Source organism: Streptomyces sp. SCUT-3, from assembly GCF_014083985.1.
GTDB lineage: Bacteria > Actinomycetota > Actinomycetes > Streptomycetales > Streptomycetaceae > Streptomyces_H > Streptomyces_H thermolineatus.
Genome location: NZ_CP046907.1, coordinates 2,174,543 through 2,199,754 on the forward strand (window position 1 = coordinate 2,174,543; position 25,212 = coordinate 2,199,754).

The 25,212-nt window shown below is 73.7% G+C and carries 27 protein-coding genes; 16 read left to right on the plus strand and 11 right to left on the minus strand.

What is annotated here, in order from left to right:
- Position 1 precedes the first annotated feature (1 nt).
- A complete protein-coding gene (locus tag GQS52_RS09480; RefSeq protein ID WP_259370676.1) occupies positions 2-859 on the minus strand; it encodes a zinc ribbon domain-containing protein in 858 nt (285 codons plus the stop codon).
- Positions 860-1,158: 299 nt separating this feature from the next.
- On the opposite strand from GQS52_RS09480, the gene GQS52_RS09485 reads away from it, so the two are divergent.
- Complete coding sequence (locus GQS52_RS09485; protein ID WP_182312971.1) at positions 1,159-2,370, plus strand: pyridoxal phosphate-dependent aminotransferase; 1,212 nt, start codon at positions 1,159-1,161, stop codon at positions 2,368-2,370.
- Positions 2,371-2,556: 186 nt separating this feature from the next.
- Entirely contained in the window at positions 2,557-2,988 is a 432-nt protein-coding gene (locus GQS52_RS09490) for a hypothetical protein (protein WP_182312972.1), read from the plus strand.
- A gap of 139 nt (positions 2,989-3,127) precedes the next feature.
- Here GQS52_RS09490 and GQS52_RS09495 read toward each other — a convergent pair whose 3' ends face one another.
- The gene (locus GQS52_RS09495; protein WP_182312973.1) at positions 3,128-4,942 is read right to left on the minus strand and encodes a phosphoenolpyruvate carboxykinase (GTP); all 1,815 of its coding nucleotides are present in this window, start codon (positions 4,940-4,942) and stop codon (positions 3,128-3,130) included.
- A gap of 195 nt (positions 4,943-5,137) precedes the next feature.
- Here GQS52_RS09495 and GQS52_RS09500 point away from each other — a divergent pair, with 195 nt between their 5' ends.
- Positions 5,138-5,824, plus strand: coding sequence for a hemolysin III family protein (locus GQS52_RS09500; protein ID WP_182312974.1), 687 nt, complete (start codon positions 5,138-5,140; stop codon positions 5,822-5,824).
- Between the two features lie 213 nt (positions 5,825-6,037).
- Positions 6,038-6,640, plus strand: a complete 603-nt coding sequence (locus tag GQS52_RS09505; protein ID WP_182312975.1) for a TetR family transcriptional regulator — start codon at positions 6,038-6,040, stop codon at positions 6,638-6,640.
- Positions 6,641-6,781: 141 nt separating this feature from the next.
- Here GQS52_RS09505 and GQS52_RS09510 read toward each other — a convergent pair whose 3' ends face one another.
- Entirely contained in the window at positions 6,782-8,938 is a 2,157-nt protein-coding gene (locus GQS52_RS09510; protein WP_182312976.1) for a thioredoxin domain-containing protein, read from the minus strand.
- Positions 8,939-9,154: 216 nt separating this feature from the next.
- Between GQS52_RS09510 and GQS52_RS09515 the strand changes: the two genes are divergently transcribed.
- Both GQS52_RS09515 and GQS52_RS09520 read left to right on the plus strand, forming a co-directional pair.
- Positions 9,155-9,427 carry a hypothetical protein gene (locus GQS52_RS09515; protein WP_182312977.1) on the plus strand — a complete coding sequence of 91 codons (273 nt, stop codon included), beginning with the start codon at positions 9,155-9,157 and terminating at the stop codon, positions 9,425-9,427.
- Positions 9,424-9,831, plus strand: a complete 408-nt coding sequence (locus GQS52_RS09520) for a PIN domain-containing protein (RefSeq protein ID WP_182312978.1) — start codon at positions 9,424-9,426, stop codon at positions 9,829-9,831. The genes GQS52_RS09515 and GQS52_RS09520 overlap by 4 nt, the downstream gene beginning before the upstream one ends.
- Before the next feature lie 42 nt (positions 9,832-9,873).
- Here GQS52_RS09520 and GQS52_RS09525 read toward each other — a convergent pair whose 3' ends face one another.
- The 3 genes from GQS52_RS09525 to mca all read right to left on the minus strand — a co-directional run bounded on the left by GQS52_RS09525 (position 9,874) and on the right by mca (position 11,396).
- A complete protein-coding gene (locus tag GQS52_RS09525; protein WP_182312979.1) occupies positions 9,874-10,140 on the minus strand; it encodes a transcriptional regulator in 267 nt (88 codons plus the stop codon).
- Between the two features lie 145 nt (positions 10,141-10,285).
- Complete coding sequence (locus GQS52_RS09530; protein ID WP_182316332.1) at positions 10,286-10,528, minus strand: hypothetical protein; 243 nt, start codon at positions 10,526-10,528, stop codon at positions 10,286-10,288.
- A complete protein-coding gene (gene mca / locus GQS52_RS09535) occupies positions 10,524-11,396 on the minus strand; it encodes a mycothiol conjugate amidase Mca (RefSeq protein ID WP_182312980.1) in 873 nt (290 codons plus the stop codon). Before mca ends, GQS52_RS09530 begins: the two co-directional genes overlap by 5 nt.
- Before the next feature lie 94 nt (positions 11,397-11,490).
- On the opposite strand from mca, the gene GQS52_RS09540 reads away from it, so the two are divergent.
- Positions 11,491-11,898: a DUF4307 domain-containing protein gene (locus tag GQS52_RS09540; RefSeq protein WP_182312981.1), complete on the plus strand. Its 408-nt coding sequence runs from the start codon at positions 11,491-11,493 to the stop codon at positions 11,896-11,898.
- A 254-nt stretch (positions 11,899-12,152) separates the two neighbouring features.
- Positions 12,153-12,650, plus strand: a complete 498-nt coding sequence (greA, locus tag GQS52_RS09545; protein ID WP_182312982.1) for a transcription elongation factor GreA — start codon at positions 12,153-12,155, stop codon at positions 12,648-12,650.
- A gap of 81 nt (positions 12,651-12,731) precedes the next feature.
- Here greA and GQS52_RS09550 read toward each other — a convergent pair whose 3' ends face one another.
- The 3 genes from GQS52_RS09550 to ilvA form a co-directional block, all read right to left on the minus strand.
- Positions 12,732-13,589 carry an ABC transporter permease gene (locus tag GQS52_RS09550; RefSeq protein WP_182312983.1) on the minus strand — a complete coding sequence of 286 codons (858 nt, stop codon included), beginning with the start codon at positions 13,587-13,589 and terminating at the stop codon, positions 12,732-12,734.
- Entirely contained in the window at positions 13,589-14,647 is a 1,059-nt protein-coding gene (locus tag GQS52_RS09555) for an ATP-binding cassette domain-containing protein (RefSeq protein WP_182312984.1), read from the minus strand. Before GQS52_RS09555 ends, GQS52_RS09550 begins: the two co-directional genes overlap by 1 nt.
- Positions 14,648-14,914: 267 nt before the next feature.
- On the minus strand, positions 14,915-16,141 hold the full coding sequence (gene ilvA / locus GQS52_RS09560) for a threonine ammonia-lyase (RefSeq protein WP_182312985.1): 1,227 nt from the start codon (positions 16,139-16,141) through the stop codon (positions 14,915-14,917).
- A gap of 222 nt (positions 16,142-16,363) precedes the next feature.
- On the opposite strand from ilvA, the gene GQS52_RS09565 reads away from it, so the two are divergent.
- The 3 genes from GQS52_RS09565 to GQS52_RS09575 all read left to right on the plus strand — a co-directional run bounded on the left by GQS52_RS09565 (position 16,364) and on the right by GQS52_RS09575 (position 17,933).
- The gene (locus tag GQS52_RS09565) at positions 16,364-16,924 is read left to right on the plus strand and encodes a MarR family transcriptional regulator (RefSeq protein ID WP_182312986.1); all 561 of its coding nucleotides are present in this window, start codon (positions 16,364-16,366) and stop codon (positions 16,922-16,924) included.
- A 131-nt stretch (positions 16,925-17,055) separates the two neighbouring features.
- Positions 17,056-17,619: a sigma factor-like helix-turn-helix DNA-binding protein gene (locus tag GQS52_RS09570; protein ID WP_182312987.1), complete on the plus strand. Its 564-nt coding sequence runs from the start codon at positions 17,056-17,058 to the stop codon at positions 17,617-17,619.
- Between the two features lie 101 nt (positions 17,620-17,720).
- The gene (locus GQS52_RS09575) at positions 17,721-17,933 is read left to right on the plus strand and encodes a hypothetical protein (RefSeq protein ID WP_182316333.1); all 213 of its coding nucleotides are present in this window, start codon (positions 17,721-17,723) and stop codon (positions 17,931-17,933) included.
- Positions 17,934-18,090: 157 nt separating this feature from the next.
- Here GQS52_RS09575 and GQS52_RS09580 read toward each other — a convergent pair whose 3' ends face one another.
- Complete coding sequence (locus GQS52_RS09580; RefSeq protein WP_182312988.1) at positions 18,091-19,269, minus strand: cystathionine gamma-synthase; 1,179 nt, start codon at positions 19,267-19,269, stop codon at positions 18,091-18,093.
- Between the two features lie 228 nt (positions 19,270-19,497).
- Between GQS52_RS09580 and GQS52_RS09585 the strand changes: the two genes are divergently transcribed.
- From GQS52_RS09585 to GQS52_RS09595, 3 genes are all read left to right on the plus strand, one after another.
- Entirely contained in the window at positions 19,498-20,433 is a 936-nt protein-coding gene (locus GQS52_RS09585; RefSeq protein WP_182312989.1) for an NADP-dependent oxidoreductase, read from the plus strand.
- Between the two features lie 106 nt (positions 20,434-20,539).
- On the plus strand, positions 20,540-21,199 hold the full coding sequence (gene msrA / locus GQS52_RS09590) for a peptide-methionine (S)-S-oxide reductase MsrA (protein WP_182316334.1): 660 nt from the start codon (positions 20,540-20,542) through the stop codon (positions 21,197-21,199).
- 278 nt (positions 21,200-21,477) lie between these two features.
- The gene (locus tag GQS52_RS09595) at positions 21,478-21,738 is read left to right on the plus strand and encodes a hypothetical protein (protein WP_182312990.1); all 261 of its coding nucleotides are present in this window, start codon (positions 21,478-21,480) and stop codon (positions 21,736-21,738) included.
- Positions 21,739-21,866: 128 nt separating this feature from the next.
- Here GQS52_RS09595 and GQS52_RS09600 read toward each other — a convergent pair whose 3' ends face one another.
- Positions 21,867-22,220: a zinc ribbon domain-containing protein YjdM gene (locus tag GQS52_RS09600; RefSeq protein ID WP_182312991.1), complete on the minus strand. Its 354-nt coding sequence runs from the start codon at positions 22,218-22,220 to the stop codon at positions 21,867-21,869.
- Between the two features lie 234 nt (positions 22,221-22,454).
- Between GQS52_RS09600 and GQS52_RS09605 the strand changes: the two genes are divergently transcribed.
- The gene (locus GQS52_RS09605) at positions 22,455-24,077 is read left to right on the plus strand and encodes a M48 family metallopeptidase (RefSeq protein WP_182312992.1); all 1,623 of its coding nucleotides are present in this window, start codon (positions 22,455-22,457) and stop codon (positions 24,075-24,077) included.
- Between the two features lie 13 nt (positions 24,078-24,090).
- Positions 24,091-25,185, plus strand: coding sequence for a hypothetical protein (locus tag GQS52_RS09610; RefSeq protein WP_182312993.1), 1,095 nt, complete (start codon positions 24,091-24,093; stop codon positions 25,183-25,185).
- Positions 25,186-25,212 lie beyond the last annotated feature (27 nt).

Consider the following 25,212-nt stretch of genomic DNA (forward strand, 5'->3'; position numbering starts at 1 on the left):
ATCACTCGGACACGGTGGTGACGGAGGGGACGGACGGGGCGGGCGGGCCCACCGGCGCCGCGCAGAAGGGGCAGCGGTCACCGATCAGTTCGAGGCCGCACCAGCCGCAGTTCTCCCGCCGCACGGAGGCGACGAGCTGGTACAGGACGCCGACGTCGGGGATGTGGGCGGCGAACTCCACGACCTTGCCCGTCCCCCACCACCTGCCCGACCACTCGGGCAGGGCCACCTCGCGCACCAACTGGGGCCGCCACTGGGGGGCGAGGCGCTCGCGCACCCACTCCCCGCCGGTGCCCCGGGCCCCGAAGGTCAGGTGGGTGGAGAAGTCCGGGCCGGGCAGCCGGACGTTGCCGTCGGCCTCCAGCAGCAGCGGCGACGGGTTCGCCAGGACGGCGAACTGCCGCCCGGGGACGTAGGACTTCAGGTGGGACCTGAAGTCCACCTCGACGCGGTCCAGCCGAGCGACGCTGCCCAGCAGCGCACCGGCGTGGACGTAGTGGGACAGCAGGCGCACGGCGCCGCCGAGGACGCCTGGGCCGAGGTCGTACAGGGACAGCTGGCGCAGCTGCTGGACGAGGACGGCCACCGCCAGGGGCGGCAGGTCCGACTCCACCAGGGCGATCCGGTCGCTCTCCAGGATCGAGCGGACGGTGTGCAGCCGCTGCCGGGCCGGGGCGGGCAGCCAGGAGGGCACGACGACGACCAGGTGGCCGTAGTGGTCCAGCACCGCCGTGACGTCGGCGAGCTGCCGGTCCAGCGGCTGCTGCTCCGGGTGCCCGAGCACCACGGCCGCGGGCGTCTGCCGGTCCGTCGCGGGCAGCACCAGGTCCTCCCCGGTGGCGCCGATCGCAGTGGGCACTCTCTCCGTCCCCCCGTCTCTCCCCATGTCACGGGCATGGCCAGGGTAACGACGCATTGCGACGAACACACTGCCAAAGGTGACGTTAGCCATAACGGGTGAGGTCCACCAGGTACCGCCGGTTTCGATTCGGCACGTGCCGCCGCCGCGACGCCCCTCTCCGGCCCCCCGCAGCCCCTCTTCCGCCCCTCTCCGCCCCTCTCGGTCCTCCTCCGACCCGTCCCCCCCGTCCCGGTCCAGTACCCCTGCGTGGCGGAAAACACTCGGCGCTGTCCGTTACGTCCCCGTAGGCTGCGAACATGCAGGTGATCCAGTCCACGAAGCTCGCCAACGTCTGCTACGACATCCGCGGCCCGGTGCTGGAGGAGGCGATGCGGCTGGAGGCCGCCGGTCACCGCATCCTCAAGCTCAACACCGGCAACCCGGCCCCCTTCGGCTTCGAGTGCCCGCCGGAGATCCTCGAGGACATGCTGCGCACGCTGGGCACGGCGCACGGCTACGGCGACTCCAAGGGCATACTGACGGCCCGCCGCGCCGTGGTGCAGCACTACCAGACCAAGGGCGTCGAGCTCGACGTCGAGGACGTCTACCTGGGCAACGGCGCGTCCGAGCTGATCCAGATGGCGATGCAGGCGCTGCTGGACGACGGCGACGAGGTGCTCGTCCCCGCCCCGGACTACCCGCTGTGGACGGCGTCGGTCTCGCTCTCCGGCGGCACGGCGGTCCACTACCGCTGCGACGAGCAGGCGGACTGGTACCCGGACCTGGCCGACATCGAGAGCAAGGTCACCGACCGCACCAAGGCCATCGTCGTCATCAACCCCAACAACCCCACGGGCGCGGTGTACGACGAGGAGCTGCTGCGCGGGCTGACCGACATCGCCCGCCGCCACGGCCTGGTGGTCTGCTCCGACGAGATCTACGACAAGATCCTCTACGACGACGCGACCCACACCCCCACCGCCGCCGTCGCCCCGGACCTGCTCACACTGACCTTCAACGGCCTGTCGAAGGCGTACCGGGTGGCCGGCTACCGCAGCGGCTGGCTGGCGGTGTGCGGCCCGAAGGAGCACGCGAGCAGCTACATCGAGGGCCTGACCGTGCTGGCCAACATGCGGCTGTGCGCCAACGTGCCGGCCCAGCACGCGGTGGCCACGGCGCTGGGCGGGCACCAGTCGATCAAGGACCTGGTCCTGCCCGGCGGGCGGCTGCTGGAGCAGCGCGACGCCGCGTACGAGCTGCTGACGCAGATCCCCGGAGTGTCCTGCGTCAAGCCGCGGGGCGCCCTGTACGCCTTCCCCCGGCTGGACCCGAAGGTCTACCCGGTCAAGGACGACCAGCAGATGGTGCTGGACCTGCTGCGGGCCGAGCGGATCCTGGTCGTCCAGGGCACCGGATTCAACTGGCCGGAGCCGGACCACTTCCGCCTGGTGACGCTGCCCAGGGCGGAGGAGCTGAAGGACGCCGTGACCCGGATCGGCAACTTCCTGGACGGCTACGCCCAGCACTGACCCGCCACCGGCCCGGGCACGGACCCGGGCACGACGCGCAGGGACCAGCCGCCCCTCGGGGGACGGCCGGTCCCTGCGCATTCCTGCGCGCCCCTGCGCGTTCACGCGGAAAGACGGCTGCATCGGCTCGTATTTTAGACCAAGTCCAAGTTAGGATGGCCTCCTGATTGTTTTCAGGAGGCACCCATGTACGAGCCGATCCGCTCGAAGTCGGTCCACTCCACGAGCCCCTCGCCCGAGCCTCCCCGCCGCAGCCGCGAGGAGGAACTCGACATCCAGCTCGCCGGACACCTGGCCGCCCTGCTGACCGTGACCGACGAACTGCGCGCCTCGGCCCCGTCGCCGGATCTCGACCGGGCCGCCGAGGAGATCGCCCGCCGCATCAGCGGGCTGCGCAGCGGCCGGGCCCCGGCCCGCCTCGGCGCGCAGCAGTTCCCCTCCGCCGCCGACAGCCCCGGCGGGGCCGTCGGCAGGGTCGCCGAGCTGCACCGGCGGGCGCACACCCTGGCCGGACGCGTCCTCGTCGTCGCGGCGTCCCGCCAGGACACCGCCACCGCCGTGCTCGCCTGCCGGCGCATGGACGCCCACGAGGCGGAGGCCGCCGCCGTCCCGGCCTGACCGGCACGGCACACCCGCCCCGCCGGGCCGCCGGGACGGGCCCGGACCGTCAGAGCGAATCCGGGCCGCTGGGACGGGCCCGGAGCGGATCCGGAGCGGCCCCGGGGCGGACCACCGCCCGCCCGGGACCGGGGGCCGGTCAGCCCAGGCGCTCGACGAGCTTGCGGTACTCGTCCCACAGCTCCTTCGGGGTGTGCTCGCCGAAGGTCTCCAGGTGCGCGGGCACCAGGGCGGCCTCCTCGCGCCACACGTCCCGGTCGACGGTGAGCAGCAGCTCCAGGTCCTCCTCGGGGAGGTCCAGGCCCTCGGTGTCCAGGGCCTCGCGGGTCGGCAGGACGCCGATCGGCGTCTCGACGCCCTCGGCCCGCCCGTCGAGCCGCTCGACGATCCACTTGAGCACGCGGCTGTTCTCGCCGAAGCCGGGCCACACGAAGCGGCCGGCGGCGTCCTTGCGGAACCAGTTCACGTAGTAGATCTTCGGCAGCTTCTCCGGGTCGGCCTTCTTCCCGGTCTCGATCCAGTGGCCGAAGTAGTCGCCCATGTTGTAGCCGCAGAACGGCAGCATGGCGAACGGGTCGCGGCGCAGCTCGCCGACCTTGCCCTCGGCCGCGGCGGTCTTCTCCGAGGCGACGTTGGCGCCCAGGAAGACGCCCTGCTGCCAGTCGAACGCCTCGGTGACCAGCGGCACCGCCGAGGCGCGGCGGCCGCCGAAGAGGATCGCCGAGATCGGCACGCCCTTGGGGTCCTCCCACTCGGGCGCGATGGTCGGGCACTGGGCGGCCGGGACCGTGAACCGCGCGTTGGGGTGCGCGGCCGGGGTCTTTGAGGCCGGGGTCCAGTCGTTGCCCTTCCAGTCGGTCAGGTGGGCGGGGGGCTCCTCGGTCATGCCCTCCCACCACACGTCGCCGTCGTCGGTGAGCGCGACGTTGGTGAAGATCGCGTTGCCCCACAGGGTCTTCATCGCGTTGGCGTTGGTGTGCTCGCCGGTGCCCGGGGCGACGCCGAAGAACCCGGCCTCGGGGTTGATCGCGTAGAGGCGGCCGTCCTCGCCGAAGCGCATCCAGGCGATGTCGTCGCCGATGGTCTCCACAGTCCAGCCGGGGACCGTCGGCTGGAGCATCGCCAGGTTGGTCTTGCCGCAGGCCGAGGGGAAGGCGGCGGCGACGTACTTGGGCTCACCGGTGGGCGGGGTCAGCTTGAGGATCAGCATGTGCTCGGCCAGCCAGCCCTCGTCGCGCGCCATCACCGAGGCGATGCGCAGCGCGTAGCACTTCTTGCCCAGCAGGGCGTTGCCGCCGTAGCCGGATCCGTAGGACCAGATCTCGCGGGTCTCGGGGAAGTGCGAGATGTACTTGGTGGTGTTGCACGGCCACGGCACGTCGGCCTGCCCGGGCTCCAGCGGCGCGCCGACGGTGTGGACCGCCTTGACGAACGTGCCGTCGGTGCCGAGCCGGTCCAGCACCTCCTGGCCCATGCGGGTCATGGTGCGCATCGAGACCGCCACGTAGGCGGAGTCGGTGATCTCCACGCCGAGCGCGGAGAGCGGGGAGTCCAGCGGGCCCATGCAGAACGGGACGACGTACATCGTCCGGCCCCGCATGGAGCCGGCGAAGATCTCGCCGAAGACCGCCCGCATCTCGGCGGGGGCCTTCCAGTTGTTCGTCGGGCCCGCGTCCTCCTCCTTCTCGGAGCAGATGAAGGTCCGGTCCTCCACGCGGGCCACGTCGGTGGGGTCCGAGGCGGCGAGGTAGGAGTCGGGGCGCTTGACCGGGTCGAGCTTCTTGAAGGTGCCCTTCTCCACGAGGAGGTCGCACAGACGCCGGTACTCCTCCTCCGAGCCGTCGCACCAGACGACCTCGTCGGGCTCGGTGAGGGCGGCGATCTCCTCGACCCACTCGATCAGGCCACGGTGCCCGGTGGGAGGATTGGCGGAAAACGCATCGTTGCGCACCACGATTGCTCCGTCCCGCCCGGTCCGCACCGACCGGGCGTCAGAATGTGAGGGTGTCTGCGGATCGTAACGCCTGTGTCCGCATAGCGGAACAGCGCCCCCCGCGCTGCCCCCGCGAGCACTGCGGACCCGGCCGGGGTGAGCGGCACCACCTCCGTACGCGCGCGTAACCTACGGTTCCGTAGGTAGCATTCCGGCATGCCTGCTGCATCCGAGTCTGCCGCTCCCGAAGCCCTGGATCTACCGCGCCTCGTCAAACCCCGCCTGCGGGGCTGGCTGCACGCCGGGATGTTCCCCGCGGCGCTGGTCTCCGGGATCGTGCTGATCGCCCTGGCCGAGAGCACGCGCGGGCGCATCGCCTGCACGGTCTTCACCGTCACGGCCTGCCTGCTGTTCGGCGTCAGCGGCGTCTACCACCGGGGGAACTGGGGGCCCAGGGCCAACGCCGTCCTGCGCCGCCTGGACCACGCGAACATCTTCCTGATAATCGCGGGCACCTACACCCCGCTGACGATCCTGCTCCTGCCCGAGGGGCGCCGCGAAGTGCTGCTGTGGCTGGTGTGGGCGGGGGCGCTGGCGGGCATCGCCTTCCGGGTCTTCTGGGTTGGCGCACCCCGCTGGCTCTACACGCCCTGCTACATCGCCCTCGGCTGGGCCGCGGTCTTCTTCCTGCCCGACTTCCTGCGCACCGGCGGCGTCGCCGTCCTGGTCCTGGTCGTCGTCGGCGGCCTGCTCTACAGCGTCGGCGGCGTGATCTACGGGATCAAGCGGCCCAACCCCTCGCCGCGCTGGTTCGGCTTCCACGAGGTCTTCCACAGCTTCACCCTGGCCGCGTTCGTCGCCCACTACGTGGGCATCTCGCTGGTGGCCTACAACCACGCCTGAGGCAGCGGCGGCGGTGCGGCACGCACCGCCGCCGGGCCCCCGCCGGGCCCCCGCGGGGCTCCCGCCGGGCCCCCGCGGGGCTCCCGCCGGGCCCCCGCGGGGCTCCCGCCGGGCTCCCGCGGGGCACCTGCGGGGACACCGGACGCCGCGGCCGCGCGGCCCGCGCCACCACCCCCGGTCCGCCCGCGGCGGGCTTGTCGGACAATGACCGGCATGGCCTCAGTCAGCACGCCTTCCGTCGGCCTCCGCGAGCGCAAGAAGATCAAGACCCGCCGGGCGATCCGCCGGGCCGCCCGCCTGCTCTTCGAACAGCAGGGGTACGAAGCCACCACCGTCGAACAGATCGCGGAAGCGGCCGAGATCTCCCCCAGCACGTTCTTCCGCTACTTCCCCGCCAAGGAGGACGTCCTCCTCGGCGACGGCTACGAACCCCTCGTCGAGGCCGCGCTGCGCGACCGGCCCGCCGGGGAGCCCCTCGCGGAGTCCGTGCGCCAGGCCCTGCTCCAGCAGCTGCGGCTGCAGCTCGCGCAGGACCCCGAGGAGACCCTCCAGTTCCTGCGGATCGCCCAGCGCGTCCCGGCCGTCCGCAGCCGGATGGCCGCGACCTCGGCCGCCGCCGGCCGCTCCCTGGCCCGGGTCGTCGCCGAACGCGCCGGACGCCCGGCCGACGACCTGCAGGCCCGGCTGCTCGTCTCAGCCTTCCTCGCGGCCTGGCACGAGGCCCTCCTGGACTGGGCGGAGACCGGCAGCCACGAGGAACTCCCGGACCTGCTCGACCGCACCCTGGCCCTCCTCACCGACGCCCTGCGGGGCTGACGCCCCGCGCCCGGGCCGGGCGCGGGCCGGGCGCGGGCCGGGGCCCGATTTGCGGGCCGGGCGCGGGCCGGGCACGGCGCCGCCCGCCGGGGCGGAGGGGCGTGCGGCCCGGCCGGCCGCCGCAGTCCTCCGCCGCGGCGGTCAGTGCGCTTCCCGCACGCCCAGCCGCTCGGCCAGCTCGTCCGCGTCCGCCGTCGGCACCTCGCAGGTGAAGTTCCGGCACACGTACGCCGCCGGGCGGCCGGCCAGCAGCGGACGCCCGCGCAGCAGGGGCGCCGCGTCCCCGCCGTCCGGCCACCGCCCGTCCGGTGCCTGCCCGTCCGGTACCTGCCCGCCCTGTGCCTGCCCGTCCGGTGCCTGCCCGTCCTGTGCCTGCCCGTCCGGCGCGGCCGGCGCGGCCGCCGGGTCCGGTTCGCCCACCGCGACCACCGCGCCGGGGGCCGTGGCCATCAGGGCGGTGCGGTGCAGGGCCGCCGTCGCCGGGTCGCCGGCCGGGCCGACCACGGCGACCTCGCGCGGGCCGTCGAGCGCCGCCTCGGCCACCGCCAGTCCCCAGCCGACGAAGCGCGGCACCCGGCCGGCCAGCCTGGTGATCACGCCCAGCGCCCGTTCCGCCGCCTCGCGGTGCCGCGCCGAGCCGGTGTACGCCGCGTAGGACAGCAGCGCCCCGGCCGCGGCCGTCCAGCCGGACGGGGCCGCGTTGTCGGTGGGGTCCTGGGGCCTGCGGATGAGCTGCTCGGCGTCGTCGGCGGTGTCGAACAGGGAGCCGTCGTCACCGGTGAAGTGCCGCAGCACCGCGTCCAGCAGCTGCCCGGCCAGCTCCAGCCAGGCCGTCTCGCCGGTGACCGCGTACAGGGTCAGGAAGCCCTCGGCGACGTCCCCGTAGTCCTCCAGGACGCCCGCGTTGGGCCCGGCCGTGCCGTCCCTGGAGGTGCGCAGCAGCCGTCCTGCGGGGGTGAGGTGCACGGCCACCAGCAGGTCGGCGGCGGCCGTGGCGGCCTCGACCAGGTCGGGGCGGTCGAGGAGCGCGCCGGCCTCGGCGAGGGCGGCGACCGCCAGCCCGTTCCAGGCCGCGACCACCTTGTCGTCGCGCTCCGGGCGGGGCCTGCGCTCCCGCGCCTCGAACAGCGCGGCCCGGACCGCCTCGACGCGGCCGGCGTCCGCGACCGCGTCCCCGGGCAGCCGCAGCACGGACGCGCCGTGCTCGAAGGTGCCCTCCTCGGTGACGCCGAAGTGCGCGGCGGCGAGCTGCGCGTCCTCCTCGCCCAGCACCTCGGCCAGCTGCTGCGGGGTCCACGCGTAGAAGGCGCCCTCGGCGCGGCCGCCGTCGGCCGTCTCGCTGTCCGCGTCCAGGGCGGAGGCGAAGCCGCCCTCGGCGGTGCGCAGCTCGCGCACCATGAAGTCCGCGGTGCCGAGCGCGACCCGGCGGGCGGACTCCGAGCCGTCGGCCCTCCACAGGTGGGTGTAGGCGCGCAGCAGCAGCGCGTTGTCGTACAGCATCTTCTCGAAGTGCGGCACGATCCACCCGCGGTCCACCGAGTAGCGGGCGAAGCCGCCGCCGAGCTGGTCGTGGATGCCGCCGCGGGCCATGGCGTCGCAGGTGTCCCGGGCCATCTGCAGCGCCGCCTCGGAACCGGTGCGGGCGTGGTGCCGCAGCAGGAACTCCAGCACCATCGACGGGGGGAACTTCGGCGCCGTGCCGAACCCGCCGTGGCGCGTGTCGTAGTCCCGGCTCAGCTGCATCAGCGCGGCGTGCAGCTCCGCGCCGCCGGGCGGGTGGGGGGCGCCGTCGGCGAAGGACCGCCCGGCCAGGTCGGCGACGATCCGCCCGGCGACCTCGCCGACCTGCTCGCGCCGGTCGGCCCAGGCGGCCCGCACCCCCTGCAGGACCTGCCGGAACGAGGGCATGCCGTGGCGGGGCTCGGGCGGGAAGTAGGTGCCGAAGTAGAACGGCTCCCGCTGCGGGGTGAGGAAGACCGTCATCGGCCAGCCGCCCTGCCCGGTGGCGGCCTGCACCGCCTCCATGTAGACGGCGTCGACGTCCGGGCGCTCCTCCCGGTCCACCTTCACCGACACGAAGTGCGCGTTGAGGTAGTCGGCCGTGGCCTCGTCCTCGAAGGACTCGTGAGCCATCACGTGGCACCAGTGGCACGACGAGTAGCCCACGCTCAGCATCACGGGGACGTCCCGGCTGCGGGCCTCCTCGAACGCCGCGTCGCCCCACGGCCACCAGTGGACGGGGTTGTCGGCGTGCTGCAGCAGGTACGGGGAGGTGGAGTCAGCGAGTCGGTTGACCATGCCCCCAGCCTCACACATCCCGCCCCGGCGATGGCCCGCACGTCCGCTACGTCCTGGACGAGAACCCCATGAGCCTCTGATCAATACGCCAGTACAAAAGCTGAAGCGAAGCGCGCGGCCACCCCCGGGCGGCCGCGCGCCTCCGCCGTCACCCCCTCGTCAGTGCCGACACCTCAAGGCTTCTCGTTGTAATAGATGCCGTATTACACTTCGGCCATGAAGCAGACTCGAGCCGGGACCACTGAGAACATCTCCGTGTCCATGCCCACCGAGCTGGTCAGCGAGCTCCGCTCCCGAACCGGCCGCCGCGGGCTGTCCAGCTACATCACCGAAGCCGTCAAGCACCGGCTCGCCATGGACGGGCTCGCCGAGATCGTGGCGTCGCACGAGGAGGAGCACGGCGCGCTCACGGAGCAGGAGATCGAAGCGGCTCGTCGCGAGCTGTTCGGAGACGTGAACGCCGAGGATGTCGAGCGGGGCGCCGCGTGAAGGAGCAGCCGGCCCGCTCGCTGGTGCTCGACTCCGAGGCGCTCTCTCTGCTCCTGCGCAACGACCGCGGTATGGCGGCTCGCATCGAGGCATCCCGGCAGGCTGGGGTTCCCGTCTTCGTGTCCGCGCTGACCGTTGTTGAAGCCGTACACGGGAAGACCGATCTGGCGCGCTTGAAGTGGGTGCTCTCCCGACTGCGAGTGGAACCGGTCAGCCAGGACGACTCCCTGACTGCCGTGGAGCTGCTTCAGGACGCAGGCGGGCTGCACGGGCACAAGTACGCGATCGATGCCCTGGTCGCCGCGCTGGCGCTCCGCGTCCCGACCCCCGTGATCGTTTTGACCTCTGACCGTGACGACTGGTCGAAGCTCTGCGGGAAGCGCGTGATCATCAGAGACGTGTAAGCACCGCCGACTACTGGGTCTGTGAGTTCACCGGCACCAGCCTCACACATCCCGCCTGCACCCGTCGCCGTCCTCCCGTCCGACCGCGACGACCGGTCGACCCCGTGCGGAGGCCGCGTCGCCGCCACGGACGCCCATCCGGTCGGCCACTTCCTGCTGCGTCAGCCCACGGGCGCGGCGCAGCTCCGCAAGGCGCCGCCCGGTGACCTCCGCGAGCATTTCCTCCTTACCCGCCTGCACGGCCTCCTCGCCGCCGGCCCGGGCAACGTGCTCGGCCCGGATGTCCTGCCAGCGCGTGTAGCTGCTCACGGCCTTCCTCCTTCACGGGTACAGCGACAGCTGTACCCGGCGGATGAGCTGCTCGTACCCCGAACCCACGCGTCAGGCCGCGCGGAGGCGCGCCGGACCGGCCGGCGGCGCGGGGCGCCGGCCGGCCGGGGCCGGGTCGGGCGGGTCAGGCCTTGCGGGGCTCGCCGCCGGGGGCGGTGCGCTTCGGGGCGTCGGCCGGGGCCTCCTCGAAGTCGATCCGGCCGAACTGCTTGTTCATGTTCTTCATCAGAAGCCACACGGCGCATCCCATGACGGCGAAGACGATGAAGCCGAGGACTCCGGGGGTCACCTTCGTCTCGTCGAGCTCCTTCGCGAGCGGGACGAGGTGGGTGAGGGCCAGGTTCACAGTCGTGTTCACGGGATCAATTCTCCCGGATGCCCGCGAAGAGGTCGTCCTCGGGGAGGGAGGTGTCCACCAGGGACTTGGCCAGCTCGTAGTCCTCGGTGGGCCAGACCTCCTGCTGGAGCTCCATGGGGACGTGGAACCAGAAGCCGTCGGGGTCGATCTGGGTGGCGTGCGCGATCAGCGCCTTGTCGCGGACGGGGAAGAACTCCGCGCAGGGCACGTGGGTGGTCAGGTTGCGCTCCGGGCGGTCGCTCTCCTCCCAGCGCTTGATCCAGTCGCCGTAGGGCGACTCCAGGCCTCGGTCGAGGAGGGCGTGGTGGAGGGCGACGGTGCGCTGCTTGCTGAAGCCCTGGTTGTAGTAGAGCTTCAGGGGCTGCCAGGGCTCGCCGGCCTCCGGGTAGGCCTCCGGGTCGCCCGCGGCCTCGAAGGCGGCCACGGAGATCTGGTGGGTCATGATGTGGTCGGGGTGCGGGTACCCGCCGTGCTCGTCGTAGGTGGTGATCACGTGCGGGCGGAACTCGCGGATCAGCTTCACCAGGGTGCCGGCCGCCTCGGCGACGTCGACCAGCGCGAAGCAGCCCTCGGGCAGCGGGGGCAGCGGGTCGCCCTCGGGGAGGCCGGAGTCGACGTAGCCGAGCCACGCCTGCTGTACGCCGAGGATCTGCCGGGCCTCCTCCATCTCCTTGGCCCGGACCTCGTGGATGTTCGCCTCCACGTAGGGGTCGCCCTGGAGCTTGGGGTTGAGGATCGACCCCCGCTCGCCGCCGGTGCAGGTCGCCACCAGGACGTCGACTCCCTCGCTGACGTACTTGGCCATCGTGGCCGCGCCCTTGCTCGACTCGTCGTCGGGGTGCGCATGGACCGCCATCAGTCGCAGTTGCTCAGTCAAGGCTCGATCCTCGGGTCACAAGTGGTGGAAGACGCCTCCTATAGTGACGGACGAAGGGCCTCGAACATTTCCGTATTCCGCGAAGAGGAACACCATGACCGCCACTCCGCCGCCCGACTCCCTCCGGGACCGCTACGGCAGGGAGGGCGCGGACGCCCGGTCCGACCGGTTCCTGCGCCGCCTGGGCGCCGTCCTCGGCGTGCTGTTCGTGCTGGTGGTGGGCTGGCTGGGCTGGTCCTACGTGTCCGGCCAGGAGGTCAGCGCGGAGATGATCAAGTTCAAGGTGGTCTCGGACTCCTCGGTCCAGGCGCAGCTGGAGGTCCGCAAGGAGGAGGGCACGGCGGCCGTGTGCACGCTGCGCGCCCAGGCCGAGGACACCAACGAGGTGGGCCGCAGGGACGTCCGGATCGACGATCCCGCCTCCCGGGTGGACACCGTGGTGACCGTGCGCACCACCGCCCGGGCCACCACCGTCACCCTCGTCGGCTGCCGCCCGGCCTGACCCGCCGCCCCGGCGCCGCCGTCCTCCCCCGCCGCCCCGGCGCCGCCCCGGCCGGACGTCTTCCCCGCCCCGCCCTGACCTGGCACGATGTCCGCCGGGAGGAATATTTCCTCCCCTTTCGCGGCCGGAATTGTTAGGGTCGTGGTTTCGCCCTGCCGTGAAGGCGCAGTCTTCCGGTTAGGGCGTTGCCTTTATCCGCTAGGGCCCCGCAGCACCGCTGCGCGGGGCAGTCCCAGTACCGACGAGGAGCACCCGTGACCCAGACGAGCGACAGCGTCACCTGGCTGACCCAGGAGGCGTACAACCAGCTCAAGGCCGAGCTGGAGGAACTGTCGGGTCCTGCCCGCGCGGCGATCGTCAGGAAGATCGACGAGGCTCGCCAGGAGGGCGACCTCAAGGAGAACGCCGGCTACCACGCCGCCCGCGAGGAGCAGGGCAAGATGGAGGCCCGCATCCGCCAGCTGACCCAGCTGCTGGAGACCGCCAAGGTCGGCGAGGCTCCCGCGGACACGGGCGTGGTGGCTCCGGGAATGGTCGTCACGATCGCCTTCGACGGCGACCCGGACGACACCATGACGTTCCTGATGGCGTCCCGCGAGTACCCCAGCTCCGACGTCGAGACCTACTCGCCGCAGTCCCCGCTGGGCTCGGGCGTGAACGGCAAGAAGGTCGGCGACGACGCCGAGTACGAGCTGCCCAACGGCAAGAAGGCCTCCGTGCGGATCCTCGCGGTCAAGCCCTACCAGGGCTGAGCACGGGACGCACGGGCCCCGGGGGGCCGGCCGCGGTACGGCTTCGGGCGTACCCGCGGCCGGCCCCCCGGGGCGTGCCGTTCACACGGCCGCGGAGCGGTACTTGCGCACGGCCAGGGTGCGGAACACCAGCAGGATCGCCACCGACCACAGCACCGAGGCGAGCACCGGGTGCTGCATCGGCCAGGCGTCGGAGACGGTGCCCTCGGGATTGCCGAAGAGCTGCCGGCAGGCCAGCACGGTGGCGCTGAACGGATTCCACTCGGCGACCGTCTGCAGCCAGCCGGGCATGCCGCCGACCGGCACGAAGGCGTTGGAGACGAAGGTCAGCGGGAACAGCCAGACCAGCCCGCCGGAGGTGGCCGCCTCGGGGGTGCGCACGGACAGGCCGATGAGCGCGCCGATCCAGGAGAAGGCGTAGCCGAGCAGGAGCAGCAGGCCGAGGGCGGCCAGCGCGCGGGGGAAGCCGTCGTGGATGCGCCAGCCGACCAGGACCGCGCAGCCGACGAGGACCAGCACGGTCAGCGCGGTCTGCACCAGGTCGGCCAGGGTGCGGCCGGTCAGGACCGCGCCGCGGGACATGGGCAGCGACCGGAAGCGGTCGACCAGGCCCTTGTGCATGTCCTCGGCGATGCCCGCCGCGGCGCCCGCGGTCGCGAAGGTCACGGTCTGGGCGAAGATCCCGGCCATCAGGTACTCGCGGTAGACCACCGGGTCGGCCGCCTCCTGGCCGGGGACCGGGATGGCGCCGCCGAAGACGTACGAGAACAGCACGACGAACATCACCGGCTGGACCAGGCCGAAGATCACCACTTCCGGGATGCGAAGCATCCGGATCAGGTTGCGCCTGGCCACGACCAGGGAGTCGTGCAGCGACCGGGCCACGGTCCCGCGGCGGCGGACGGCCGGGGCGGCTGCGGTGCGGGGGGTCGCCGGCATCACTCGGCCTCCTTCGGGTGTGCGGGCTCCGCGGCGGCGGCCCCCGCGGGGGCCGGGGCGGTGCGGTCGCCGGGCTTCCCGGGTCCTCCCGGTTCCCCGGGCCCGTCCGCGTCCTCCTCCAGGGCCGCGCGGCCGGTCAGGGACATGAAGACGTCGTCGAGGGTGGGACGGCGCAGGCCGATGTCGTCCAGCTCGACGCCCCGGGCGTCCAGCTCCCGGATGACCTCGGCGAGGAGCCTGGCCCCGCCCTGCACCGGCACGGTGATCCGGCGGGTGTGCCGGTCGACGACGGCCTCGCCCCGGCTGAAGCCGCCCAGCACGCCGACGGCCGCGGCGATCCGCCCGGGGTCGTGGACGACGATCTCCACCCGTTCGCCGCCGATGCGGGCCTTGAGCTCGTCCGCGGTCCCGCGGGCGATGACCCTTCCGTGGTCGACGACGGCTATGTCGTGCGCCAGCTGGTCGGCCTCCTCGAGGTACTGGGTGGTGAGCAGCAGGGTGGTGCCGTCCGCCACCAGGTCCTGGATGACCGACCACAGCTCCATCCGGTTGCGCGGGTCGAGCCCGGTGGTCGGCTCGTCCATGAACATCACCGGCGGGCTGACGACCAGCGCGGCGGCCAGGTCGAGGCGGCGGCGCATGCCGCCGGAGTAGGTCTTGGCGGGCCGGTCCCCGGCGTCGGTGAGGTGGAACCGCTCCAGCAGTTCGGCGGCGCGCACCCGGGCGGCCCGCGAGCCCATCTGGTACAGCTCGCCGACCATCCGCAGGTTCTCGCGGCCCGTCAGGTACTCGTCGACCGCCGCGAACTGCCCGGACAGGCCGATGGACCGGCGCACCTCGTCCGGTGCGGTGAGCACGTCGTGGCCGGCCACGACCGCGCGGCCGGCGTCGGGGCGCAGCAGCGTGGTCAGGACGCGGACCGCCGTCGTCTTGCCCGCCCCGTTGGGGCCGAGGAGACCGAGGACGGTGCCTTCGGGGACGTCGAGGTCGACGCCGTCGAGGGCCCGCACGCGGCCGAAGGTCTTCACCAGACCCTCTGCGTGGATGGCACCCGGCATGAATGGTTCTCCCAGCGTGTCGTGGTCGTCCCGGGGTGCGCGCCCCGCGGCTCCCACCACGGCGGTCCGTCCCGCCCGGGGGCGGGGTCGGACCGGCGGACCGACGCCCCCGTACGCGGTCACCGCGAGTCTTCCGACCCGCGGCGCCCCCCGTCAACGGCTTTCGCCCGCTCCGCGCGGTGCCAGTTTTGCGCACCCCTCCGACATTCGACCGGCATGCGCCGGAAGAGCCTGGTCAGAGCCCTGCCGCAGGCCCCCGGAGCCGTCTCACACGCTCGTCAGGACCGTGTACGAGGAGCGGCGCAGCGCCTCCACCACCGCCCGGCAGTGCTCGGGCCCCTTGGTCTCCAGGTGCAGTTCGACCTCCACCTCGGTCAGCCCGAGCCGGGGGTCGGTGCGCACGTGGCTGACGTCCAGGACGTTGGCGTCCGTCCCGGAGAGCACGCCCAGCAGCGTGGCCAGGGCGCCGGGGCGGTCGCTCAGCCGCAGCCGCAGCGACAGGTACCGCCCGGCCGCCGCCATGCCGTGCCGCAGGATGCGCTGCATCAGCAGCGGGTCGACGTTGCCGCCGGAGAGCACAGCCACCACCGGGCCCTCGAACGCGTCCGGCGCCGACAGCAGGGCCGCCACCGGGCTCGCCCCGGCCGGCTCCACCACCAGCTTCGCCCGCTCCAGGCACAGCAGGAGCGCGCTGGAGAGCTCGTCCTCGGAGACGGTGCGGACCTCGTCCACCAGGGAGCCGACGATGCCGAACGGCACGTCCCCCGGACGGCCGACCATGATGCCGTCCGCCATCGTGGCCACCTTCTCCAGCGCGACCGGGTGGCCGGCGGCCAGCGACGGCGGGTACGCGGCGGCGCCCTCGGCCTGCACGCCCACCACCTTCACGTCCGGGCGCAGCTCCTTGACCGCCACCGCGATGCCGGCCGCCAGGCCGCCGCCGCCGACCCCCACCACGATCGTGCGGACCTCGGGGCACTGCTCCAGGATCTCCAGGCCCACCGTGCCCTGGCCGGCCACCACGTCCGGGTGGTCGAAGGGATGGATGAACACCGCGCCGGTGGACTCGGCGTACTCCTGGGCCGCCCGCAGCGTCTCGTCCACCACCTGCCCGTGCAGCCGCACCTCGGCCCCGTACTCGCGGGTCGCCGCCACCTTGGGCAGCGGGGCGCCGACCGGCATGAAGACGGTGGAGCGCACGCCCAGCAGGCTGGCGGCCAGCGCCACGCCCTGCGCGTGGTTGCCCGCGCTCGCCGCCACCACGCCGGCCGCCCGCTCGACGGGACTCAGCCCGGCTATGCGCACGTACGCGCCGCGGATCTTGAACGAGCCGGTGCGCTGCAGGTTCTCGCACTTGAGGTGCACGGGGGCGCCGACCAGCTGCGACAGGTACCTGCTTCCCTCCATCGCGGTGACCCGGGCGACCCCGGAGAGCATCTTGTGCGCACCGCGCACGTCGTCGACGGTCACTGCTTTCGCTGCCGAGCTGTCCATGCCCCCAAGTCTCGCAGTCACCGGGCGCCGCTGGACAGCCCGTGCGGTCCGCACGCGCCGACGTGCGGACCGCTCGGACCGACGGGCGGACCGCACGGGCCGACGGGCGGACCGCACGGGCCGCCCTTTCTCCCGAGCCGCCGGGACCCGCCGCTGCGCGTACTCTTTTCTCCCAATCGACCGCACACCCTTCGGGACCGACAGAACGCGAGCAGCCCGACCATGCCTACCCACGACACGGTCGCAGCCGACGACACGGTCGCAAGCCACCGCACCGTCGACTGCCCCGGCTCCGACCCCGGCGACACCGCCTCGGGCAGAAGCCCCGAGGCCGCCCTCTACGACCGCCTCCAGCACCAGCTGGCGCTGTTCGCCCGGCGTGCCGAGCAGACCCGCCTGGCCGGTGTGGGCAAGGCGCGCAACTCGATGGACCGCGCCGCCTACCTGCTCCTGAACCGGCTCGACCGGGAGGGGCCGATGGGCGTCAAGGCGCTCGCCGAGGGCATGGGCATCGACTCCTCCACCGTCACCCGGCAGGTGGCGCCCCTGGTCGAGTCCGGCCTGGTGAAGCGGACCACCCACCCCGAGGACGGCCGCGCCGTCGTCCTGGAGCTCTCCTCCCGCGGCACGGAGCGCCTCGAGGAGGTGCGGGCCTCGCGCCGCGAGCTGATGGAGGTGCTCGTCGGCGACTGGGCCGACGAGGACCGGACGGTCTTCTGCGACCTGCTCACCCGCTTCAACACGGCCCTGTCCGACTACCACGCGACGACCGGCCGGCTCTGAGCGGCCGGCGACCCGCCGCGCCTCCGGCCCCCTGCCCCGCCCCTGCGTGAAGGCCCGCATCCCGCCGTCCTCTTGACCCGTTCCGGGCCGCGGGCATTCCCTGGGGGTCCGGCAAGAGGCCTGGAGGCGCGGTGGGGAAGCGGCACGAGGCGGCGGCGGAACGCCGGGACCGCGAGTTCGAGGGGTTCGTGGCGGGCGCGGCGGGACGGCTGCTGCACGCCGCGACGCTCCTCACCGGGGACCGCGCGGCCGCCGAACGGCTGGTGGAACGGGCACTGGCCCGCACCTGGGCCTGCTGGCTGCAGCTGCGCGACGAGGACCCGTACGCCCTCGCCCGCCTGGAACTGGTCACCGCGTACGACCGCGGGTGGGGGCCGCTGTCCCCGCGCGCCCGCCGCGGCGGCGGAGTCCTGGCCCGCCTCGCCCCCCGGGAGCGGCTGGTCCTGGTGCTGCGGCTGGTCGAGGGCGTGGACGAGGAGCAGGTGGCCGCGCAGCTGGGGCTGCCCGTCGACCGGGTGCGGGCGCTGCTGTCACGGGCCTGCACGGTCATGCGGAGCGGTCCGGCAGGGCCCGGCGGCGGTCCGGCGGGACCGACGGGTCCCGCCGTGGCCGCCGGGGCCGTCGGGACGGGCCGGGGCCTGCGGGGCCTGCGGGGTCTGCCGGGGCGGTCCCGGGCGGAAGGCGGCCCGCGGTGAGCCGCCCCGCCGGCGGCCCGCGGCCCGCTCTCTCCGCCTACCCCGCCGTCACGGCGACGGCGGCCGATCTGCCGGACCGCAAGCAGGAGAGGGTGCGGCAGATGCTGGTCGGCCCGCATCCCGCCGTCCCCGCGGACCTGGCCGAACGGGCCGCCCGGCGGGGCGGCCGGATACTGCGCCGCAGACGTGCGGCGGGCACCGTGTTCCGGCTGCTCCTGCTCGCCGCCGCGGCCACGGCGGTGGTACTGGCCGTGGCCGCGCGGCTGAGGGCCGGCGAGCCGGCCCTCACCACACCCCCTCCGGAAGGCTGGTGACCGGCGCGCCCGCGGGCGCGCCGGACCGTGCCCGCAGCCGCTCCGGACCGGAAGCGCCCCGAACGCCCGGACGCACCGGACCCCCGGACCGTGACGGGTCCGGGGGTCCGGTGCGTCCGGTTTCCGGGGCGTCCGGATGCGGAGACGGGGAGCCGCGTCAGTCCAGGGCCCGTGCGAGGTCGGCCAGGAGGTCGTCGACCGCCTCGATGCCGACCGACAGCCGCACCAGGTCGGCGGGCACCTCCAGCGCCGAACCGGCCGCCGAGGCGTGCGTCATCCGGCCCGGGTGCTCGATCAGCGACTCGACGCCGCCGAGGGACTCGCCCAGGGTGAACAGCTCGGTGCGGTTGCACACCTCGACCGCCGCCTCCTCGCCGCCCGCGACGCGGAACGAGACCATGCCGCCGAAGGCCCGCATCTGCTTGACCGCGACGTCGTGGCCCGCGTGCCCGGGGAGCCCCGGGTACAGCACCTGCTCGACCTTCGGGTGCGCGGAGAGCATCTCGGCGATCCTGGTGGCGTTCTCGCTGTGCCGGTCCATCCGCACGCCGAGGGTCTTGATGCCGCGCAGTACCAGCCAGGAGTCGAACGGGCCGGCCACCGCGCCCATCGCGTTCTGGTGGAACGCCAGCTCGTCGCCGAGGGCCGTGTCGGCCGTGATCAGGGCGCCGCCGACCACGTCGGAGTGGCCGCCCATGTACTTCGTCGTGGAGTGCACGACCACGTCGGCGCCCAGCGCCAGCGGCTGCTGCAGGTAGGGGCTGGCGAAGGTGTTGTCCACCACCAGCCGCGCGCCGGCCTCCCGCGCCACGTCGGCAACGGCGGCGATGTCGGTGATGCCCAGCAGCGGGTTGCTGGGGGTCTCCACCCAGATCACCTTGGTGTTCGGGCGGATCTGCTCGCGCACCGAGGCCGGGTCGGAGCTGTCGGCCACCGACCACTGCACGCCCCACTGCTCGGCGACCTTGCTGAACAGGCGGAACGTGCCGCCGTAGGCGTCGTTCGGGATCACCACGTGGTCGCCGGGACGGCACACCGTGCGCAGCAGGCAGTCCTCGGCGGCGAGGCCGGAGGCGAAGGCCAGGCCGCGCCGGCCGCCCTCCAGCGCCGCGAGGTTCTCCTCCAGCGCAGTGCGTGTGGGGTTGGCCGAGCGGCTGTACTCGTAGCCGCCGCGCAGCCCGCCCACACCGTCCTGCTTGTAGGTGGACACCTGGTAGATGGGCGGAACCACCGCGCCGGTGAGCGGGTCGGGCTCCTGACCGGCGTGGATGGCGATGGTCTCGAAGGCGTGGGGGCGTCCCTCTGTGGAGGGGCCGCCGTGGTGCTGGTCGCTCATGGGCCCGAGCGTAGTCCGGATCCCGGCCGCGCCGTGCCCGTCCGCCGCCCGGCCCGCCGCACGCGCCCGGGCACCGGCTGGCATGCTGGGGCGCGGAACCACCGCACGACCCCACCCGCACGGCCCCGCCCGCGCACCCGCCGCGCACCCGTCGGCCGGACGCCGTCCGGCCACCCCGGGCCGCCGCGGGAGCGCCGGAACGCAGCCCGCACCGGAAGGAACGACCTGATGAGAGCCATGGTCCTGGACGGATTCGGCGGCCCCGAGGTGCTGCGCCCGGCAGAGGTCCCCGCCCCGGAGGCGGTCGCGCCCACCGACGTGGTGGTGCGGGTGCAGGCCGCGGGCATCAACCCCATCGACCTCAAGACCCGCGCCGGCGGCGGGGTCGCCGCCCTGCTCCCCGCCGACGGGCCGAAGATCCTCGGCTGGGACGTGGCGGGGGTCGTGGAGTCGGTCGGGCGCGGGGTCACCCGCTTCGCCCCCGGCGACCCGGTCTTCGGCATGCCCTGGTTCCCCCGGCCGGCCGGCGCCTACGCCGAGTACGTGGCCGCGCCGTCCCGCCAGTTCGCCGCCCTGCCGCCGAACGTCTCCGCGGCGGACGCCGCCTCCGTCCCCCTGGCGGCGCTGACCGCCCGGCAGGCCCTCTCCCTGGCCGCGGTCGGCCCGGGATCGCAGGTGCTGGTGCACGGCGCGGCCGGCGGCGTCGGGTACCTGGCCGTCCAGCTGGCCGTCGCCCTGGGCGCCCGGGTGGTGGCCACCGCCCGGGGCGAGGACGCCGCGCTGCTGCGCGAGCTCGGCGCGGAGCGGGTGCTGGACTACCGCGGCGAGCCGTTCGAGAAGGCCCTCGGCCCCACCCTGGACGCGGTGATCGACCTGCACGGCGCCGACGGCTACCCGCAGCGCTCCCTGGAGGTGCTGCGCGACGGCGGCACGCTCGTCGTCGTCCCCTCGGTGGCCCCGCGGCCGGAGCCCGAGCGGGACGTCCGGGTCACCGGCGTCATGGTCGAGCCGGACCGCGCGGACCTGGAGGCGGTCGCCGCGCTGATCGCCTCCGGCGCGGTGCGGGTGCGCGGGGCGCGCACCTTCCCGCTGCGGGAAGCAGCCGAGGCCCACCGGGCGTTGGAGTCGGGAGAGGTCCGCGGCAAGGCCGTCCTGCTCCCCTGAGGGCGCCGGCCCGGTCCGCCCGGTCCGCCCGGTCTGCCCGGTCCGCCTGGTCTGCCCGTCCGCCCGTCCGCCGTTGCGAAAGGTGACCGACCGCATGTTCTCCGACATCTTCTCCAGCCGCTCCAGGATCCGCGTGCCCACCCCCGAGGAGGCTCTGCCGGGGCGCGACGAGCCCGCGTTCGCCCTCCCGGAGCGCCACACCGTGCTCGGCAACCCGCTGGCCGGCCCGTACCCCGAGGGGCTGGAGACGGCCGACTTCGGGCTGGGCTGCTTCTGGGGCGCGGAGCGGAAGTTCTGGCAGCTGCCGGGCGTGTGGACGACCCTGGTCGGCTACCAGGGCGGGCACACCCCGAACCCCACCTACGAGGAGGTGTGCAGCGGCCTGACCGGCCACACCGAGGCGGTCCGCGTGGTGTTCGACCCGCGCACGGTGAGCTACGAGCAGCTGCTGAAGGTGTTCTGGGAGTCCCACGACCCCACTCAGGGGTACCGCCAGGGCAACGACGTCGGCACCCAGTACCGTTCGGCGGTCTACACCCACTCCGCGGAGCAGGTCGCCGCCGCGGAGGCGTCCCGCGACGCCTACCAGCAGGTGCTGGCGGAGTCCGGCTACGGGGAGATCACCACCGAACTGGCCCCCGCCGGCCCGTTCCACCCGGCCGAGGCGTACCACCAGCAGTACCTGGACAAGAACCCCGCCGGCTACTGCGGCATCGGCGGCACGGGCGTCTCCTGCCCGGTCGGCGTCGCGAAGACCGACGGCTGAGCCCCTCCGGGCGGGTTCGACGGCGGTGAGTGCACGGCACCGCCGTACCGATGGAACCGAGGTGGCAAAGCGCAGAAAACCTGTCCGTTTTGCCGTTTTCTCTTTGCGGTTTGCCGCCCCGGTCCATCCGCCCTGCGGGGACCCGGCGCTGATTCCGATGATCACACCCACGGGCCCGGCAGGAGGGTCGATCATTGGGCGTGCGGGAAGCCCTTCCCGCAGCGGATGCTTCCTGGGGGCGCCGAACGACGTCGCCGGCCAAGGACGGGGAACCTGCCATGACCACCGGATCCACCGACAGCCCGGCCTCCCTCTACGGGCCCGTCTCCCTCGTTCTCGGAACCGTCGCCCTGGTCACCGCAGTGTTCGCGGCCTACGTCGGCTTCGCGATCCCCTTGCTGTGCGGCAGTCTCGCCGCCACCTTCGGCGTCCTCGGGCTGACCGCGCGGACCAGGCGCGCCCAGTGCGCCGTCGGCCTGACCACCGGCGGCCTGGCCGTGCTCTACTTCGTCGCCCTCATGGTCGCCTTCAGCGGCTGACGCCCTCGCGCCGGCTCCCGCCCGTTCCCGGCCGTGGGCACGGGCGGGCAGGATACGGGCGGGTCGGGCAGGGCACGGGCGGGCCGGGCGCGGGCACCGTGCCGCCGCGGGCGGCGGTCGACGGCGGGTCAGACCTTCTTGACCACGCTGGACTTGAGCTGCATGGGGCCGAAGCCGTCGACCTTGCAGTCGATGTCGTGGCCGTCCACGCCGTCGACGAGGCGGATGTTGCGCACCTTGGTACCGGCCTTGATCCCGGTGGGGCTGCCCTTGACCTTGAGGCCCTTGACCACCGTGACCGTGTCGCCGTCGGCGAGGACGTTGCCGACGGAGTCCTTGACCACACCGCCCCCGGCGGAGCCCGCGGGCTCGGCGGCGGACGGGTCCCACTCGTGCGCGCACTCCGGGCAGACCAGGAGCGGGCTCATCTCGTAGGTGTACTCGCAGGAGCACTCGGGGCACGGGGGCAGGGTCTCACTCACTCCGAAAGTGTATTCGAGGCTGCCGTGCGGCCGTCGGGGAGGCGGGGCGGGCAGGAGACGACCGCGGGGCGCCACCGCACGCCGCCGCGCCGCGCTTCCCCGGCCCCGGCCCGGAATCCGCCGAACCGCGCCGTGTGCGAACCCGGTTGCGGCGGTACCGCCGGGTAGGACATACTCCCGGCTCCCCCCACGAAGCTTTGCCATGTCCGCTTCATGGGGAGAAGTCTGCCCGAAATGGGTCCCACCCTGCGCGCCGCGCGCGCCCTCGTCCTGCTCGCCGGTTTCTACCTGCTCGGCCTCGCCATGCTCGGCGCCCTGGCGGTGATCGACTGGCAGGCCGGGGTGCACCTGGCCGGCAGCGCCTACGTCAAGATCTGGTTCGTCAGCGTGGTCGTCGCGATCCCGATCGCGCAGGGCATGTTCTCCGTCCGCGCGCCCCGGTTCGAACCGCCGAACGGCCTGCGGGTCACCGAGGAGCAGGAGCCCGCGCTGTGGGCCGCCGTGCGCCGCCTCGCGGACGAGGCGGGCACCCGCGCGCCCGACGAGATCTACCTGGTCCCCGACGTCAACGCGGCCGTCCACGAGGAGGCCCGGCTGCTGGGCCTGCTGCCCGGCAAGCGCGTCCTGATGATCGGCGTGCCCCTGATGACGGGCCTGACCGAGCCCCAGCTGATCGGCGTGCTGGCCCACGAGTTCGGCCACTACGGCAACCACGACACCCGGCTCGGCGCGATCTCCCGGCGCGCCTTCGAGCAGATGGAGCGCACCGTCGCCGCGCTGTACGAGCGCTCGGCGAAGAAGCAGGCCAAGGAGCGGGCGAAGCAGGAACAGAAGGAGGCCAAGCGCCTCGCCAAGGGCAAGAAGGCCCGCGGGGTCGAGACCGGTCACGCGGGGCTGAGCTACCGGCTCGCCGCCAAGCCGTTCCTGCTGTACGGCAAGCTGTGCATGCGCATCACGCTCGGCGGCATGCGGAAGGACGAGTACGCGGCCGACCTCGCCGCCGCCCGGATCGCCGGCCGCGACGCCACCGCGTCCGCGCTGCGCGAGATCCCGGTGCTGTCCGCCGCCCACGGCTTCTACATGGACTCGTACGCCACCCTCGGCGTCGGCGCCGGGCTCCTGCCGCCGCACGGCGAGGTCTACGGCGGCCTGCGGCACCTGCTGGCGGCGCGCGCGGACGAACTGGACGGGATGCGCCGCGAGGTCCCGCAGGAGGAGCAGTCGCCGTACGACTCGCACCCGCCGATCGCCGACCGGGTCGCCCGCATCGAGGCGCTCCCCGACGACGGGCGGTCGTCGGAGGGGGCCCGGCCGTCCCTCGCCCTGCTGGCCGACCCGGCGCGGACCTTCGCCGAGCTGGAGCACGCCACGCTGACGCCCGCGGCGCTGCAGCTGCGCCGCGCCGAGAGCTGGCAGCAGCTGGTCTCCGAGTCGATGACGCAGTACGCGTCGGAGTCCGCCGAGCCGCTGCGGGCCGCCGTCCGCGAGGTGCACGGCGGTGACGGCTCGCTCGACTCGGTGCTGCGCGCGATCGAGGACGGCGCGCTGTGGCAGGTCGCCGACCGGCTGCCCAGGTCGGAGGAGGCGGCCGCCGCCACCGGCCGGGCCGCGCGCGAGTTCGCCAGGCCCCGCCTGCGCTCCATGCTGTCCACCCTGGTCGCCGGGGAGCTGCTGCGGCAGGGCGCGGCGCGCTGGGAGCCGTCCTGGAGCGAGCCCGCGAGGCTGCGCCTGCCGGACGGCCACGAGGCGCTGCTGAAGTCCGCCCTGGACGCCGCCGTCGAGGACGTCCCCGACACCGGCGGGATCCGCCGGCTCCTCGCCTCCGTCCCCGCCCCCGCCGCCACCCCCGCCCACTGAGCAAGGAACCACCGTGGACCGCATCCTCCCCGTCGTCGGCGTCGCCGTCGCCCTCTTCCTCGTGTACCGGAAGTGGAAGTCCTCCTCCGGGCGCGTGCGCGAGGGGGACCTGTCCGGGGCCGCGGCGGAGCTGGGCTTCCTGCCCGCCGGGCAGCTCGACACCGAGCGCGTCGGCCCGCCCGACCCGCAGGTCACCGCCGTCCTGGAGGCCGTGCGGGCCGGGGACTGGCAGGCCGGTGCCCGTTTCCTGGAGGAGGCGGGCCGGAACTGGCAGGAGCGCGACCGGCGTTCCAGTTTCCTGGCCGACGAGGCCATGAAGGACGACTCCTGGCTGCTCGCCTGGCGCACGGCCCGCCCGCAGGACCCCGGGGCGGCCCTGGTGCACGCCGAGTCGCTGATCTACCTCGCCTGGGAGCTCCGCGGCTCCAAGCAGGCCGAGCACACCACCCGCGAGCAGTTCGAGGGCTTCCACCGGGTGCTGGAGCAGGCCCGCGCGGCCTGCCGGGAGGCCCGGGAGCTCGGCGGCGACGACCCCTGCCCGTACATCGTGGAGCTCCCGCTGGCCATGGGCCTGGGCTACCCGCGCGCCGACTTCGAGGCGCTGTGGGCCGAGATCGTCGAGCGCGACCCCCACCACCTGGCGGCCCACACCTCCGCCCTGCAGTACTGGTGCGCCAAGTGGCGCGGCTCGCACGAGCTGGCCCTGGAGTTCGGCCGCGAGGCCGCGGCGAAGGGCGCTCCGGGACAGCTGCTCACCTCGGTGCTGCTGGACGCGTACTTCGAGTACGAGTTCGCGCACGGCGACCTCGACCCGGACGAGTTCTACAAGCGTCCGGAGATCGTCGCCGCGGTGGACGCGGCCCTGGTCGACGTGGCGGCGGCGCACGCGGCGGACCCGGGCGACCGGCGCATCACGGCGGTGCGGCACACACTGGCGAACATGCTGTTCTGGCAGGACCGGTACGAGGCGGCCGTGGAGCAGTTCCGCCTGGTGGACGGCTGGATCGGCAGCACGCCGTGGTCGTACTCGGGCAACCCGGTCGAGACGTACGTGAAGGCCCGCGACTACAGCGCCGCCCAGGTCCTGAAAGCCGGCGCCGGGGCCTGACGCACGACGGAACGCGAGGCGCGTCCT

Bases quoted from the DNA above. Each gene is read 5' to 3' on its own strand.
- GQS52_RS09485 (WP_182312971.1), top strand. From the start codon at position 1,159: ATGCAGGTGATCCAGTCCACGAAGCTCGCCAACGTCTGCTACGACATC.
- GQS52_RS09490 (WP_182312972.1), top strand. From the start codon at position 2,557: ATGTACGAGCCGATCCGCTCGAAGTCGGTCCACTCCACGAGCCCCTCG.
- GQS52_RS09500 (WP_182312974.1), top strand. From the start codon at position 5,138: ATGCCTGCTGCATCCGAGTCTGCCGCTCCCGAAGCCCTGGATCTACCG.
- GQS52_RS09505 (WP_182312975.1), top strand. From the start codon at position 6,038: ATGGCCTCAGTCAGCACGCCTTCCGTCGGCCTCCGCGAGCGCAAGAAG.
- GQS52_RS09510 (WP_182312976.1), bottom strand. From the start codon at position 8,938: ATGGTCAACCGACTCGCTGACTCCACCTCCCCGTACCTGCTGCAGCAC.
- GQS52_RS09515 (WP_182312977.1), top strand. From the start codon at position 9,155: ATGAAGCAGACTCGAGCCGGGACCACTGAGAACATCTCCGTGTCCATG.
- GQS52_RS09540 (WP_182312981.1), top strand. From the start codon at position 11,491: ATGACCGCCACTCCGCCGCCCGACTCCCTCCGGGACCGCTACGGCAGG.
- GQS52_RS09550 (WP_182312983.1), bottom strand. From the start codon at position 13,589: ATGCCGGCGACCCCCCGCACCGCAGCCGCCCCGGCCGTCCGCCGCCGC.
- GQS52_RS09555 (WP_182312984.1), bottom strand. From the start codon at position 14,647: ATGCCGGGTGCCATCCACGCAGAGGGTCTGGTGAAGACCTTCGGCCGC.
- ilvA (WP_182312985.1), bottom strand. From the start codon at position 16,141: ATGGACAGCTCGGCAGCGAAAGCAGTGACCGTCGACGACGTGCGCGGT.
- GQS52_RS09565 (WP_182312986.1), top strand. From the start codon at position 16,364: ATGCCTACCCACGACACGGTCGCAGCCGACGACACGGTCGCAAGCCAC.
- GQS52_RS09575 (WP_182316333.1), top strand. From the start codon at position 17,721: ATGCTGGTCGGCCCGCATCCCGCCGTCCCCGCGGACCTGGCCGAACGG.
- GQS52_RS09580 (WP_182312988.1), bottom strand. From the start codon at position 19,269: ATGAGCGACCAGCACCACGGCGGCCCCTCCACAGAGGGACGCCCCCAC.
- GQS52_RS09585 (WP_182312989.1), top strand. From the start codon at position 19,498: ATGAGAGCCATGGTCCTGGACGGATTCGGCGGCCCCGAGGTGCTGCGC.
- GQS52_RS09595 (WP_182312990.1), top strand. From the start codon at position 21,478: ATGACCACCGGATCCACCGACAGCCCGGCCTCCCTCTACGGGCCCGTC.
- GQS52_RS09605 (WP_182312992.1), top strand. From the start codon at position 22,455: ATGGGTCCCACCCTGCGCGCCGCGCGCGCCCTCGTCCTGCTCGCCGGT.